The organism is Allobosea sp. P4_H5 (assembly GCF_056400825.1).
In genome coordinates, this window is record NZ_JBFUKM010000005.1 from 403,154 (window position 1) to 416,741 (window position 13,588).

At 67.3% G+C, this 13,588-nt stretch carries 12 protein-coding genes; 3 read left to right on the forward strand and 9 right to left on the reverse strand.

What is annotated here, in order from left to right; translation table 11 throughout:
• Positions 1-68: 68 nt before the first annotated feature.
• Together AC1DS0_RS13160 and AC1DS0_RS13165 are read left to right on the forward strand one after the other, a co-directional pair.
• Entirely contained in the window at positions 69-812 is a 744-nt protein-coding gene (locus AC1DS0_RS13160; RefSeq protein ID WP_476814778.1) for a 3-deoxy-manno-octulosonate cytidylyltransferase, read from the forward strand.
• 9 nt (positions 813-821) lie between these two features.
• A complete protein-coding gene (locus AC1DS0_RS13165; RefSeq protein WP_476814779.1) occupies positions 822-1,676 on the forward strand; it encodes a prephenate dehydratase in 855 nt (284 codons plus the stop codon).
• Between the two features lie 24 nt (positions 1,677-1,700).
• Here AC1DS0_RS13165 and hpxZ read toward each other — a convergent pair whose 3' ends face one another.
• The 6 genes from hpxZ to AC1DS0_RS13195 all read right to left on the reverse strand — a co-directional run bounded on the left by hpxZ (position 1,701) and on the right by AC1DS0_RS13195 (position 8,044).
• Positions 1,701-2,105 carry an oxalurate catabolism protein HpxZ gene (gene hpxZ, locus AC1DS0_RS13170; RefSeq protein WP_476814780.1) on the reverse strand — a complete coding sequence of 135 codons (405 nt, stop codon included), beginning with the start codon at positions 2,103-2,105 and terminating at the stop codon, positions 1,701-1,703.
• Complete coding sequence (locus AC1DS0_RS13175; RefSeq protein ID WP_476814781.1) at positions 2,102-3,274, reverse strand: amidase; 1,173 nt, start codon at positions 3,272-3,274, stop codon at positions 2,102-2,104. Before AC1DS0_RS13175 ends, hpxZ begins: the two co-directional genes overlap by 4 nt.
• A gap of 49 nt (positions 3,275-3,323) precedes the next feature.
• On the reverse strand, positions 3,324-4,280 hold the full coding sequence (nudC, locus tag AC1DS0_RS13180) for an NAD(+) diphosphatase (RefSeq protein WP_476814782.1): 957 nt from the start codon (positions 4,278-4,280) through the stop codon (positions 3,324-3,326).
• A gap of 94 nt (positions 4,281-4,374) precedes the next feature.
• Positions 4,375-5,361: a 3-hydroxyisobutyrate dehydrogenase gene (gene mmsB / locus AC1DS0_RS13185; RefSeq protein ID WP_476814835.1), complete on the reverse strand. Its 987-nt coding sequence runs from the start codon at positions 5,359-5,361 to the stop codon at positions 4,375-4,377.
• A gap of 12 nt (positions 5,362-5,373) precedes the next feature.
• A complete protein-coding gene (locus AC1DS0_RS13190) occupies positions 5,374-6,522 on the reverse strand; it encodes an isobutyryl-CoA dehydrogenase (RefSeq protein WP_476814783.1) in 1,149 nt (382 codons plus the stop codon).
• A gap of 25 nt (positions 6,523-6,547) precedes the next feature.
• Positions 6,548-8,044, reverse strand: a complete 1,497-nt coding sequence (locus tag AC1DS0_RS13195; protein ID WP_476814784.1) for a CoA-acylating methylmalonate-semialdehyde dehydrogenase — start codon at positions 8,042-8,044, stop codon at positions 6,548-6,550.
• Positions 8,045-8,165: 121 nt separating this feature from the next.
• Between AC1DS0_RS13195 and AC1DS0_RS13200 the strand changes: the two genes are divergently transcribed.
• The gene (locus AC1DS0_RS13200) at positions 8,166-9,104 is read left to right on the forward strand and encodes a LysR family transcriptional regulator (RefSeq protein WP_476814785.1); all 939 of its coding nucleotides are present in this window, start codon (positions 8,166-8,168) and stop codon (positions 9,102-9,104) included.
• A 1-nt stretch (position 9,105) separates the two neighbouring features.
• Here AC1DS0_RS13200 and AC1DS0_RS13205 read toward each other — a convergent pair whose 3' ends face one another.
• The 3 genes from AC1DS0_RS13205 to AC1DS0_RS13215 form a co-directional block, all read right to left on the reverse strand.
• The gene (locus tag AC1DS0_RS13205; RefSeq protein ID WP_476814786.1) at positions 9,106-10,410 is read right to left on the reverse strand and encodes a diguanylate cyclase; all 1,305 of its coding nucleotides are present in this window, start codon (positions 10,408-10,410) and stop codon (positions 9,106-9,108) included.
• Positions 10,411-10,595: 185 nt separating this feature from the next.
• Positions 10,596-12,341: an ABC transporter permease gene (locus AC1DS0_RS13210; RefSeq protein ID WP_476814787.1), complete on the reverse strand. Its 1,746-nt coding sequence runs from the start codon at positions 12,339-12,341 to the stop codon at positions 10,596-10,598.
• Positions 12,342-12,376: 35 nt separating this feature from the next.
• Complete coding sequence (locus tag AC1DS0_RS13215) at positions 12,377-13,363, reverse strand: ABC transporter substrate-binding protein (RefSeq protein WP_476814788.1); 987 nt, start codon at positions 13,361-13,363, stop codon at positions 12,377-12,379.
• Between the last annotated feature and the right edge of the window lie 225 nt (positions 13,364-13,588).

Genomic DNA, 13,588 nt, shown 5'->3' on the forward strand with positions numbered 1-13,588 from the left:
GCATTGCAACTCGTATAAGCACGCACCGCTTTGAGACTTTTTGCCGCCCTGCGAGCTTTCCCCAGCCAATGCCCAATCCGCTGATCCTGATCCCGGCCCGCATGCAGGCGACGCGCCTGCCGGGCAAGCCGCTGGCCGACATCCTGGGCGAGCCGATGATCGTCCGCGTCTGGCGGCGTGCCATCGAAGCGCGCGTCGGCGATGTTGTGGTCGCGACCGATGACGAGCGCATCCTCGCGGCGATCGAGCAGGTCGGTGGCCGCGCGGTGATGACCAGCCCCGCGCACCAAACCGGCTCGGACCGGATCAAGGAAGCCGCCGACATCGTCGATCCGAAGCGCGAGCACGACATCATCGTCAACGTCCAGGGCGATTTTCCGACTCTGGCTCCGGCTGCGATCGCAGTTGCGGTCGAACCGCTCGCCGACCCGGCTGTCGACATTGCGACCCTTGCTGGCGAGATCACCGAAGACGAGGAGAAGACCGCGCCGAGCGTGGTCAAGCTGGTCGGCAGCGAGATTTCCCCCGGCCGGATGCGGGCGCTCTATTTCACCCGGGCGACGGCACCTTATGGCGACGGCCCGCTCTACCACCATGTTGGCCTTTACGCCTATCGCCGCCGCGCGCTCGACCGCTTCGTCGCGCTGCCGCAGTCTCCGCTCGAATTGCGCGAGAAGCTCGAGCAACTGCGGGCACTCGAGGACGGCATGCGCATCGACGCGATGATCATCGATCACGTCCCGCGTGGCGTCGATACGCCCCCCGATCTGGACCGCGCCCGCGCGTTCCTGACATCCAGTGCCGGAGCCTGAAGACCTAAAATGTCAGTCGTCGTTTCCTATCAGGGTGAGCCCGGAGCCTTCTCCTCGCAGGCCGCCCTTCAGGTCTTTCCGGATTGCGAGCTGCTGCCTTGCCGGACGTTCGAGGACGCGCTCGCCGCGGTCTCGGACGGCGCCGCCCGCTACGGCATGATTCCGATCGACAATTCGATCGCCGGCCGCGTCGCCGACATCCATCACCTGCTGCCGCGCTCCGGCCTCCATATCATCGGCGAGCACTTCCTGCCGATCCGCTTCCATCTGATGGCGGTCGAGGGCGCGACGTTGGCGACGCTGAAGACGGTGCAGAGCCACATCCACGCGCTCGGTCAGTGCCGCAAGATCATCCGCAAGCTCGGCCTCAAGGCCGAGGTCGCCGCGGACACTGCCGGCTCTGCCCGCCAGGTCGCCGAGGCCGGCGATCCGACCCGTGCCGCGATCGCGCCGCACATCGCCGCCGAGGTCTACGGCCTCAATATCCTGATGGAGGATATCGAGGACGAGAAGCACAACACCACGCGCTTCGTCGTGCTCTCGAAATATCCGGAATTCGCCCGCCAGGGCGCCGGCAAGACGGTGACGACGCTGATCTTCCAGGTCCGCAATCTGCCGGCGGCGCTCTACAAGGCGCTCGGCGGCTTCGCCACCAATGGCGTCAACATGACCAAGCTGGAAAGCTATATGGTCGACGGCCATTTCTCGGCGACGATGTTCTACAGCGACGTCGAGGGCCATCCCGATGATCCGGCGCTGCGTCGCGCGCTCGACGAACTCGCCTTCTTCTCCAAGGAGATGAAGATCCTCGGCGTCTACCCCGCGCACGGATTCCGCGACAGCTTCCCCGAGCCGGGGGAGTAAGGCGGTCCTGCAGGCGGCGCGCCCTCACCAGGGGCGCGGCCCCTCCATCGTCGAGACATGGGCCGAGACCACTTTCCAGCCCAGGTCCGGGAAGCGCACCCAGCTCTGGCTCTGGCGGCCGATGATCTCGCGCCCGCGCACCTTGAATTCGAGGTTCACCGTGGCGAAGTCGTGGCCGAGCGTCAGGATTTCCAGACGGATCCGCTTCTCCTTGATGCCCGGGCCCGGCGGGCGCGCGACGCGGTGGGCGTGAATCTCGTCGAAGCCATAGCCGTTCTCGCCCAGCGCGTAGCGGATGGTGTGGGGGCTGTTCCAGAAGGAGGCGTCGAGCACGTCGACCTGCTTGTCGATCAGCGCCTGCTCGTAGCGCTCGAACAGGGCGCTGATCTCGGCGACGACGTCAGGCAGGTTCGGGGTCAGGTCGCTCACGAGATGGCCTCCATGGCTTGGGCGACGGCGATCAGGCTGGCGTCGGTGCCGCGGCCGCCGATGATCGAGAGGCCGACCGGCGCGCCGTTCACGGTAGCACCGGGCAGGTTGAGCTGGGGCGAGCCGGTGAGGCCACCCTGGGCGCAGAGGCAGGTGATGCGGTCGCGCAAGGGCTGCAGCTCCGGTATAGGCAAGCCACGTAGCGGTGCCGGAAAGGGCGTCGTCGGCAGGCAGAGGATCGTGCCGGGTGGCAGCAGGTAGCGTAGCCGCGCCCGCGCTTCCTCGCGCATCAACGCTGCCCAGTTGCGCTCGCTCGCGGTGACCTGCGAGCCGGCGATCAGCCCGGCCGCGACGCTGAAGGCCATGCGCGGATTATGCTGCTCGATCCAGGGTCTGAAGGTCTGCCAGGCCTCGACCGGCTGCAGGCTGCGCTGCGCCCGAGCCCACACCGAAAGCCCTTGCGGCGCCATGATCTCCTCGCGCGCCGCGCCGACGATCCGCTCCAGCTTCCGCACCATCGGTTGCAGGGCCTCGGCGACCTCGGGATCGGCGAAGCCGAAGGCATCGACCGCAATCAGCAGCTTCGTTGGCAGCGGGCCGGGAGCCTCGCCGAGCAGCACGGCGCCAACCTTCGCGAAGGTTACAGCGTCGCGCGCGAACCAGCCGGCCGTGTCCGAGCTCGGCGCCTGCGGCATCAGGCCGGTGAGGTCGAGCCGCCCATGTGTCGGCCGGATGCCGTAGATTCCGCAGAAGCTCGCCGGCACCCGCATGGAGCCACCTGTATCAGTGCCCAGTGCGAGATCGCAGAGGCCGGCGGCGACGGCCGCTGCCGAGCCCGACGAGGAGCCGCCGGGCACGCGCTCGGGTGCGGCGCTGTTGATCGGCGTGCCGTCGAAGGCGTTCTCGCCGAGAATGCCCAGTGAGACCTCGTCGGTTATCGTCTTGCCGACGCAATCCGCGCCGGCATCCAGCAAGGCCTGCACCGCCCAGGCATGGCGCGTCGGGATCGGGTTCGCCTTGGCCCAGTCGTGATTGCCGCCGCCGGTCGGCAAGCCGGCGACATCGAACAGGTCTTTGACCGCAAAAGTCAGTCCGGAGAGCGGCCCGCCCTGCCGGCCGGCGATATGGGCGCGCGGCCCGGGAACGAAGGCGTTGACCGGGTCCGTCATCCAGGGCTCCGCAAAGGCTGTTCGTTCGTCAGGATTGCGCGGGCGCGCGTCAGGGTTCCTCGCCGTCCACCGCCCACGCCTTCAGGATCGTGTTGGCGATCGCCATATGCGGCGGGCAGAACAGATTGTCGGGGTGCTTGCCCTCCAGCATCTGCAGCGCCTCGGCGCGGCTGAACCAGCGGCCGGCTTCGAGCTCGGTGCCGTCCAGAACGATGTCGTCATTCAGCGCCTCGGCAATGCAGCCGATCATCAGCGATCCCGGGAAGGGCCAGGGCTGCGAGGCGACATAGCGCACCGTCCCGGTCCGCAAGCCAGCTTCCTCCCAGGTCTCGCGCCGGACCGCGTCCTCGAAGGTCTCGCCCGGCTCGACGAAGCCGGCGATGCAGGAATACATGCCGGGCGCAAAGCGCGCCTGGCGCGCCATGAGGCAGTTGTCGCCGCGCACGGCAAGCATGATCACCACCGGGTCCGTGCGCGGGAAATGCTGCGCACCGCAGGCTTCGCAATGTCGCTTCCAGCCGGCCGAGCCGAGCTTGGTCGGCGCGCCGCACTGGGCGCAGCAGCGATGGCGGGCATGCCAGTCGAGCAGGGCCTTGGCCTCACCGAGCGGGCCGAGTTCATCCTTCGGCACCAGCCGCTTCAGCGCAACGCTGCGCAGGTCTGTGACGACGAGCACCGCCTGCTCGCGCAGGCCGTCGAGCAATTCGCGGTCGATCAGCCGGCCGAAGCGCGGTGCGCCATCCGGATCGAGTCCGAGGAAGACCTCTTCCTGCGCCGATCCGAGGCCATCGACGCCGCTCTCGTCGAACCAGACGGTCTGGGTTTCGGCACCGGTCCTTAACAGGATCGGCGTCTCGCCGGCGACGACGGTGAAGCGCGCATCACTGCGCGCCCGCAATTCGGCGACCTCGGCCGGCCGGTCGCGCAGATCGGCGCGTCGATCGAGCGAGCTGGCGGCGAAGCCGGTCTGGGCTGAGCGTTCTTTGCGGCGGGAGGCGTCGTTCATGCCTCCCGTCCTACTCCGCTTTCGTTCCGATCGGAACGGGGTCGAAAGCAGAATTATACGTATGCGAACGTTCGCCGGCAGCAGGACGGCTTGCTCAGCCGTTCCCGCGCCCGCGCAGCAGATGGATGATGCCGGAGAAGTCGGTGCCGCCTTCGCCCCAGGCATTGTGCAAGCCGTAGACCTGCGCCGCCGCCGAGCCGAGCGGCGTCGAGGCGCCGGCGGCCTGCGCCGCCTCCTGGGCGAGCTTCAGGTCCTTCAGCATCAGCGCCGAGGCGAAGCCGGGCTTGTAGTCGTTGTTGGCCGGCGAGGTCGGCACCGGGCCCGGCACCGGGCAATAGGTCGTCAGCGACCAGCACTGGCCGGAGGAGGTCGAGGCGACGTCGAACAGCGCCTGATGCGACAGGCCGAGCTTCTCGGCCAGCACGAAGGCTTCGGAGACGGCGATCATCGAAATGCCAAGGATCATGTTGTTGCAGATCTTCGCCGCCTGGCCGTTGCCGGCGTCGCCGCAATGCACGACCTTCTTGCCCATCGCCGACAGGATCGGCTCGCCGCGCTTGAAGGCGTCTGCGCTGCCGCCGACCATGAAGGTCAGCGTCGCGCCCTGGGCGCCGCCGACGCCGCCCGAGACCGGCGCGTCGAGCGAGAGGCAGCCGCGTTCGGCGGCGAGCGCATGCGCCTTGCGAGCGCTCTCGACGTCGATGGTCGAGGAATCGATCAGCAGCGTGCCCGGCTTCACCGCCGGGAGGATGTCGGCCCAGACCCCCAGCACATGCTTGCCGGCCGGCAGCATGGTGACGACGATCTCGGCCTGCGCGACCGCGTCCTTGGCCGAGCCGACGATGTCGACGCCGAGCGCAGCGGCGGCATCCTTGGATGGCTGCGACAGGTCGAAGGCGGAGACCTTGTGCCCGGCTTTGACCAGGTTGCCGGCCATCGGCCCGCCCATATTGCCGAGTCCGATGAAGGCGATGGTGCTCATGGTCGTGTCCTTCCCGCTGTCCTTGGCGTCATGCTCGGGCCTGACCCGAGCATCTCTTTCAGGAGATTCTCGGGTCTGCGCTTCGCTTTGCCCGAGAATGACGGCGCGCCGTCAATTCCCCTCGGCCCGCCCGACCAGCGAGCGTGCCACAATCATCCGCATCACCTCGTTGGTCCCTTCCAGGATCTGGTGGACCCTGAGATCGCGGACGATCTTCTCGATGCCGTAATCGGCGAGATAGCCGTAGCCGCCATGGATCTGCAGCGCCTGGTTGGCGACCTCGAAGCCCGTGTCGGTGGCGACCCGCTTGGCCATGGCGCAGAGCTTGCTCGCATCCGGCGTCTTCTCGTCGAGCGCCGCCGCGGCCCGCCAGAGGAAGGTGCGGGCCGCTTCCAGCTCGGTCGCCATGTCGGCGAGCTTGAACTGCAGCGCCTGGAAATCGGCGATGCGTGAGCCGAAGGCCTTGCGCTCCTGGGCATAGCTGAGGGCCTTGTCGAGCGCGCCCTGCGCCCCGCCGATCGAGCAGGCGCCGATATTGAGCCGGCCGCCGTCGAGCCCGGCCATGGCGATCTTGAAGCCGATGCCTTCCGGGCCGATCCGGTTGGCCACGGGCACGCGGCAGTTCTCGAAGATCACCGCCCGCGTCGGCTGGGCGTTCCAGCCCATCTTCTTCTCGTTGGCGCCGAAGGACAGGCCGGGCGTGCCCTTCTCGACGACGATGGTCGAGATGCCGGACGGGCCGGCCTCGCCGGTGCGGACCATCACGACATAGATGTCGGAGACGCCGGCGCCGGAGATGAACTGCTTCTGGCCGTCGAGCACGTAATGGTCGCCGTCGAGCACCGCCTTGGTCTTGAGCGCTGCAGCGTCGGAGCCGGCGCCCGGCTCGGTCAGGCAATAGCTTGCCAGATGCTCCATGCTGCAGAGCTTCGGCAGGAATTTCTGCCGCTGCTCGTCCGACCCGTAACGGTCGATCATCCAGGCGCACATGTTGTGGATCGAGATATAGGCCGCGACGGTCGGGCAGCCCGTCGAAAGGGCCTCGAAGATCACGGCCGCGTCGAGGCGCGTCAGGCCGGAGCCGCCGACATCGTCGCGGATATAGATGCCGCCCATGCCGAGCGCCGCCGCCTGGCGCATCTCCTCGACCGGGAAATGCTTTTCCTCGTCCCAACGCACGGCATGAGGCGCCAGGGTTTCGGCTGCGAAACCCTGGGCCATGTCGCGGATGGCGATCTGGTCTTCGGTGAGGGAGAACATGCCCTGGTCTCCTTCGCCGTCGGCCTCAGCCCATCGTCGGGATGACGAAGCTTGCGCCGTCCTTGATGCCAGACGGCCAGCGCGCCGTCACGGTCTTGGTCTTGGTGTAGAAGCGGATCGAGTCCGGGCCGTGCTGGTTGAGATCGCCGAAGACCGAGCGCTTCCAGCCGCCGAAGGTGTAATAGGCCAGCGGCACCGGGATCGGCACGTTGATGCCGACCATGCCGACCTGGACCTTCGAGGCGAAGTCGCGGGCAGCGTCGCCGTCGCGGGTGTAGATCGCGGTGCCGTTGCCGTATTCGTGGTCGTTGGTCAGCTTCAGCGCTTCGTCATAGCTGTCGGCGCGCAGCACGGAGAGGACCGGCCCGAAGATCTCCTCCTTGTAGATGCGCATGTCCTTGGTGACGTTGTCGAACAGGCAGCCGCCGACATAGAAGCCGTTCTCATAGCCCTGCATCTTGAAGTCGCGGCCGTCGACGAGGAGCTTGGCGCCCTCGCCGATGCCGATGTCGACATAGGACTTGATCTTCTCCATCGCCGCCTTGGTGACGACCGGGCCGTAATCGGCCGAAGTATCGGTCGAGGGGCCGATCTTCAGGCTTTCGACGCGGGGAATGAGCCGCTTTACCAGCTCGTCGGCAGTGGCCTTGCCGACCGGGACGGCGACCGAGATCGCCATGCAGCGCTCGCCGGCCGAGCCGTAGCCGGCGCCGATGAGCGCATCGACCGCCTGGTCCATGTCGGCGTCGGGCATGATGATCATGTGATTCTTGGCGCCGCCGAAGCACTGCACACGTTTACCGTTGGCGCAGCCGCGAGCGTAGATGTACTCGGCAATCGGGGTCGAGCCGACGAAGCCGATCGCCTTGATGTCGTGGTCGTCGAGGATGGCGTCGACCGCCTCCTTGTCGCCGTTGACGACGTTGAGGATGCCGGGAGGGCCACCCGCCTCGATGAAGAGCTCGGCGAGACGCATCGGTACGCCCGGGTCACGCTCGGACGGCTTCAGGATGAAGGCGTTGCCGCAGGCGATGGCGGGGCCGAGCTTCCAGAGCGGGATCATCGCCGGGAAGTTGAACGGGGTGATGCCGGCGACGACGCCGAGCGGCTGGCGCAGCGAATAGATGTCGATGCCCGGGCCGGCGCCGTCGGTGAACTCGCCCTTCATCAGATTGGGCACGCCGAGCGAGAACTCGACGACCTCGACGCCGCGCTGGATGTCGCCCTTGGCGTCGGGGATGGTCTTGCCATGCTCGCGGGCGAGCAGTTCGGCGAGCTCGTCATTGTTCTGCGCGATCAGGTCGAGGAACTTCATCAGCACGCGGGCGCGGCGCTGCGGATTGACCGCCGCCCATTTCGGCTGGGCTTCGGCGGCGTTCTCGACCGCGGCGCGCATCTCGGCGGCGGAAGCGAGCGCGACCTTGCCGATCACCGAGCCGTCCATCGGCTGGTAGACATCGGCCGTGCGGCCCGAGGTGCCAGCGACGTGCTTGCCGCCGATGAAGTGACCGATCTGACGCATGGCGTCCTCCCCTAAAGTCGTGTGACGCTGATTTGAGCTACCCCTATCATTATCGTTTGCGCACGGCTATAGGCGGATATCAGCCGACGTCGTGCAAAAACACAGATACGGGAGGAGCGCCATGGAACGGTTCGACTGGGACGACCTGCGTTTCTTCCTTGCCGTCGCCCGCTCGGGCCGGCTCACCGCGGCGGCGCGCCGGCTTGGCGCTGACCATGCGACCGTCTCGCGCCGCATCACCTCGCTGGAGGAATCGCTCAAGGCCAAGCTGTTCGAGCGGCGACCGCAAGGTTATGCGCTGACTGGCCATGGCGAGCAGTTGCTGGCCAAGGCCGAGAGCATGGAGACCGAGGCGCTGGCGATCCAGAGCGAGATCGGCGGTGCCGACATGGCGCTCTCCGGCACGGTCCGGATCGGCGCGCCCGATGGTTTCGGCTCGACCTTCCTCGCTTCCCGGTTCGCCGGCCTCGCCAAGGCCTATCCCGGGCTGGAGCTGCAGCTCATCGCGATGCCGCGGCTGCTCTCATTGTCGAAGCGCGAGGCCGACGTCGCGATCACGCTGGCCCCGCCCAAGGAGGGCAAGGTCGTCGCCCGCAAGCTCTGCGACTACCGGCTCGGCCTCTACGCCTCGCAGGACTATCTCGACGCGATGCCGAAGATCACGGCGGCCGAGGACCTCTTCGGCCATCGCATCGTCGGCTATATCGACGATCTCATCTTCACGCCTGAGCTCGACTATCTCGACGAGGTCGCCAAAGGCTTGCGCGCCCATATCCAGAGCTCGAGCGTGCTGGCGCAGATGAATGCCGTCGCGGCCGGTGCCGGCATCGGCGTGATCCACCATTTCATGGCGGTCGACGAGCTCAGGCTGGTGCCGGTGTTGCCCGAGAGCGTCTCGATCACGCGCTCCTTCTGGCTGCTCGTCCATGCCGATCTCAAGGACGTCGCCCGGGTGCGGGCAGTCGTCGACTTCATCGTGCGTGAGTCGAAGGCCAGCCGCGCTTTGTTGATGGGTGAGCTGGCGGCAGCCGGCGGCGCGCGCCTGGCCGCGGCAGGCTGAACTACCCCGCGAGGCGCACGCAGTTGCGTCCCTCGCGCTTGGCCGCATAGAGCGCCCGGTCTGCGGCAATCAGCTGTTGGTCGAAATTGCCGGCACCATCGATCTCAGCGACGCCGATCGAGGCCGTCAGCGTGATCTGCTGACCGCCCACGGTCAGGGTCTCGTGCGAGACGTCGAGCCGGATGTGATCGCTGAGCCGCATCGCCGCCTTGGCGTCGATACCAGGGAACAGGATGGCGAATTCCTCGCCGCCGATGCGGGCGAGCAGATGGCCGCTGCCCTCCACAGACTGGGCGAGGCAGCGCGCCACGCTGGCGAGTGCCTGGTCGCCGAAATCGTGGCCGTGGCTGTCGTTCAGCTGCTTGAAATCGTCGATGTCGAGGATGGCGACAGCGCTCTTGCGCTTCTTCGCCTGCGCCTCCTCGATCAGCCTGCCGGCATTGGCGAAGAAATGGCGGCGATTGAACAGCCCGGTCAACGCGTCGCGCGAGGCGAGGCTATGGAGCTGCTCGAGCTGTTCGAGCGTCTCGACATTGCTCGCGATCCGGCATTGCAGCTCTTCCGGGATGAAGGGCATCGAGATGAAGTCGTTGGCGCCGGCCTTGAGGAAACCGACCGAGACCATGCGGTCGCTCGACGAGGAGACGCCGATCAGGCGCAGCCGGTCGGAGGCGAACTCGCGGCGGATGCGCCGCGTCAGCTCGTAGCCGTCCATGTCGGGCATGTAATAGTCGCTGACGACCAGCTTTATGTCGGGATTGTCCTTGAGAAGGACCAGAGCCTCGTCCCCGGAAGAAACCTCGATCACCTCGTATTGCTGGACCTTCAGCATATGGGCGAGCAGCTTGCGCGTCGCGGCAGTGTCGTCGACGACGAGGATCCGGGTCTCCCGGTTGGCGAGTGCGCGCTTGGCGGTGGCGACCACGGTCTCAAGCGTGAAGGTGCTGTCCTTGGGGACATAGTCTATGACGTCGCGCTCCATGATCCGGTTGCGCGTCTCGAGATCGAAGCTGCCGGTATGGACGATGGTCGGAATGCGGCGTTGGACGGTGAAGTCGATCGCCTCACCGCGTGGTGCGTCGGGCAGGTTGAGGTCGACCACGGCCAGGGTGAAGGCGGCGCGATCCTCGGTGACGACCTCGTGCAATTCGTTGAGCGACTGGCAAACGACGATGGGGAGCTGAAGCTCGGTCTCGAGGCGGCGCGAGAGCGCCAGCGCATAGGTCCGTGAATCCTCGACGAGAAGGACCTTGAGCTCTTCGGCGATGGGTTCGCTCTCACGGCGTCCGGTTGCGCGATAGGCCATTGAGCTCACGAGTCCCTGGTCGGTGCCGGCAGGGTTTGCGGCAGGTTTCGAGCTCTGCTTTGCGATGAAAAGGCGAACTCCATGCGGCAGACCATCCTGCCGCAACGTTAATTTGGGTTTAACCAGCCCCCTGTCGTCCGGAGGGTGATAGGGGGCACTTATCTGTGTTGTGGGAGCGCTGCTGCTCAGATCCGCCAGGGCAGGATGTTGGCCGGCAGTTTGCGTCCGAGCGCGTCGAGCCCGAGCATAACCGCGAGGATCACCGCGCAGGCGCTGATCGCCACCGCCGCTGCCTCGCCGGCGAGCCCGGCTTCCTTCAGGCTGAACAGCACGACGCCGAGCGTCTCGGTGCCGGAGGACCAGAGCAGGGCCGAGACGGTGAGCTCGTTGAAGGCGACGAGGAAGACCATCAGCCCGCTGACGGCGGCTGCCGGCGCCAGGATCGGGGCGACGATGAAGCGCAGCATCTGCCAGAGCGTGACGCCGTCCAGCTTCGCGGCTTCCTCGTGATGCGCCTCGATCTGCGCCATCGCCGCGACCGGGGCCTTCAGCGCCAGCGGCAGGAAGCGTGCGACATAGGCGAACAGGATGATGAAGGGCGTGGCGTAGATGCTGACGCCGATCAGTGGCAGCGGCTTCAGGAACATCAGGATGCAGGCGATGGCCAGCACGACGCCGGGCAGGGCATAGGGCAGCTCGATCACCACCTCGACCACGCGCCGGAGCTTGCCCATGCGCCGCTCCAGCCCATAGGCGAAGGCGATCGAGAGGAAGGCCAGGAGGATCGCGGCGGAGCCGGCGAAGAGGAAGGAGTTGCGGAAGGCGCGCACCGTCACGTCCTGGCGCAGCAGCACTTCGGCGAACTTGTCGAAGGTGAGGTTCTGCCAGGTGAGCGCGACGCCGAGCGCCGGCGTCAGCGCCTCGCCGAGCAGCGCCAGCAGCGGCAGGCCGAGCTTGAGCGCGATCAGCAGCCAGAGGCCAGCGGCGACGAAGGGACGCGCGGCTCCAAGCTGCCAGAACGGCTGCAGCGGCCGTTCGATCTCGACCTTGCCGCCGCCGCGCCGGGTTGCGAGCAGGCCGGCGATGATGCCGAGGCCGGCGACGAGCACCACCAGCAGCGAAAGCGCGGCTGCGTCCGGCAATCCGGCCGGGCCGAAGCTCGACAGCCGACGATAGATCAGCGTCGGCAGGGTGAGGTAGTTGACCGGCAGGCCGAGCAAAGCCGGGATGCCGAAATTGCCGATGCCGGCGACGAAGGCGAGCAGGGCCGCGGCCATGATCTGCGGCCGCAGCACCGGCAAAAGGATGCGCCCGACGATGGTGGCGGGCGCTGCCCCTTCCATCTGCGCGGCCTCGACCAGCGTATGCGGCACGCTGCGCAGGCCGGTCCAGAGCGTGATCGCGACCAGCGGCGCATGGTGCAGGGCCATCACCAGGATGATGCCGCCGCGTCCGAGCAGCGGATTGGGCGTGCCGGGCACCGGCGCCAGCCCGAGCATGCCGAGGAGAGCCGAGTTCGGCGCGAACAGGCTGAGGAAAGCCAGCGCCGCCACCTGCGGCGCGACCATCATCGAGAAGACCAGTGCGAAGGCGAGCGGGCGCTTGCCGCGGACATCTGTGACGGCGAGCAGGATCGCCGCCGTCCCGCCGATCAGCAGCGCACCGAGCGCTGAAAGCCCGGCCGTCTCGAAGGTGTGCAAGGTCGCGTTGACCGCGGCGCGGCTGGAGATCTCGGCCAGCGCCGCTTCGGGTGCGAACTGCCAGCCCGGCGCGAAGGCGGCGGCGAGCAGCCGCAGGAAGGGCAGGGCGCCGAACAGGGTCGCGCAGAGCAGCACCAGCGCCGGCAGGCCGAGGCCGGCCGGCAAGGCGAGGCCAGGCAGGACCGGGCGGATGCCGGTCTGCCTTAGCTCAGCGGGGGCTACGAGCGTCATCGTGTCGGCGCCTGGGGCTGGATTTTCGTCCGGGCTCAGCCTTCGAAGATGGCGCTGAAGCGCTTGCGCGCGGCCGGCTCGTCAGCCAGCGCCTTGGCAGCGTCGAACGGCATCAGCTTGATCGCGCCGCGGGCCGGATAGCCGGCCGGCAGGGCGACATCCGGATGGGCCGAGACATAGCCCTGCTTCAGCGCCAGCTCCTGGCCGTCCTTGGAGATCAGGAAATCGACCAGGGCCTTGGCGGCTTCGGGATTCTTGCTGCTCTTCAGGATCGCGACCGGCTCGCTCACCGCCGAGACGCCTTCCTTCGGGAAGACGAACTCGACCGGCGCGCCCTTGGCTTTCTCGCGGATCGGCATGAAGTCGACGATCATGCCGTAGAGCTTCTCGCCGGTGGCGACCTGGCGCAGGATGTCGCCATTGGCGCCGGCGGCGAGCGTGCCGTTCTCCTTCAGCTTCTCGTAGAAGCTCCAGCCGTCGGGCAGGTTGCCGGTCAGCGTGATCGTGTGGATCATCGCGGCGCCCGAATTCAGCGGGCTCGGCATGGCGAGCTGGTTCTTGGCCTCCGGCTTGGCGAGGTCGAGCCAGCTCTCCGGCTTCAGCGCCGCCTTGGTGTTGTAGACGATGCCGGTGGTGATCAGCTTGGTCGCGAACCACATCTTCGCGGGGTCGTGCACGCCGGCGGGGAAGGCCGAGACGTCGGCCTTGTCATGGGCGAGCAGGCGGCCTTCCTTCTTCAGGCCTTCCATGGTCACGGCATCCGCGATCAGCAGCACGTCGGCCTGCGGCGCGCCGGCCTCGATCTCCGCCCGGAGCTTGGCCATCACGCGCGGCGTGCCGTCGCGGACGAAGCTGATCTCGACCTTGGGATACTTCGCCTTGAAGGCGTCGATCGTCTGCTGGGCGTCGGTGTTGGGCTGGCTGGTATAGAGCACGAGCTTGCCTTCGACCGCGCCGGCGGTGTCGATCGCCGGCAGGGCCAGGCCGAGCGCGAGGACGGCGGTGGTTGCGAGGGCGCGCATATGAAACTCCGCAGGTCTGCCGCGCGGCGAGAGCGCGCGAACGTCAGGACATGGATCGTGCGGCGCGGGGTAAGCCGCGCGCATGACACATCCGTGACATCGTCCTCTTTGACGCGGCCGGGCTGCGCCGTCAAAGCCGATTCACCTAGGTTCGGCGGAAGGGATCAAGGACACGTCCGATCGAACATCGCATGAAAATCGTGCAACCCAGCCGCTTGTGAGTTG

Bases quoted from the DNA above. Each gene is read 5' to 3' on its own strand.
- AC1DS0_RS13190 (WP_476814783.1), bottom strand. From the start codon at position 6,522: ATGTTCTCCCTCACCGAAGACCAGATCGCCATCCGCGACATGGCCCAG.
- nudC (WP_476814782.1), bottom strand. From the start codon at position 4,280: ATGAACGACGCCTCCCGCCGCAAAGAACGCTCAGCCCAGACCGGCTTC.
- AC1DS0_RS13195 (WP_476814784.1), bottom strand. From the start codon at position 8,044: ATGCGTCAGATCGGTCACTTCATCGGCGGCAAGCACGTCGCTGGCACC.
- AC1DS0_RS13160 (WP_476814778.1), top strand. From the start codon at position 69: ATGCCCAATCCGCTGATCCTGATCCCGGCCCGCATGCAGGCGACGCGC.
- AC1DS0_RS13200 (WP_476814785.1), top strand. From the start codon at position 8,166: ATGGAACGGTTCGACTGGGACGACCTGCGTTTCTTCCTTGCCGTCGCC.
- AC1DS0_RS13215 (WP_476814788.1), bottom strand. From the start codon at position 13,363: ATGCGCGCCCTCGCAACCACCGCCGTCCTCGCGCTCGGCCTGGCCCTG.
- AC1DS0_RS13210 (WP_476814787.1), bottom strand. From the start codon at position 12,341: ATGACGCTCGTAGCCCCCGCTGAGCTAAGGCAGACCGGCATCCGCCCG.
- AC1DS0_RS13205 (WP_476814786.1), bottom strand. From the start codon at position 10,410: ATGGCCTATCGCGCAACCGGACGCCGTGAGAGCGAACCCATCGCCGAA.
- AC1DS0_RS13175 (WP_476814781.1), bottom strand. From the start codon at position 3,274: ATGACGGACCCGGTCAACGCCTTCGTTCCCGGGCCGCGCGCCCATATC.
- AC1DS0_RS13165 (WP_476814779.1), top strand. From the start codon at position 822: ATGTCAGTCGTCGTTTCCTATCAGGGTGAGCCCGGAGCCTTCTCCTCG.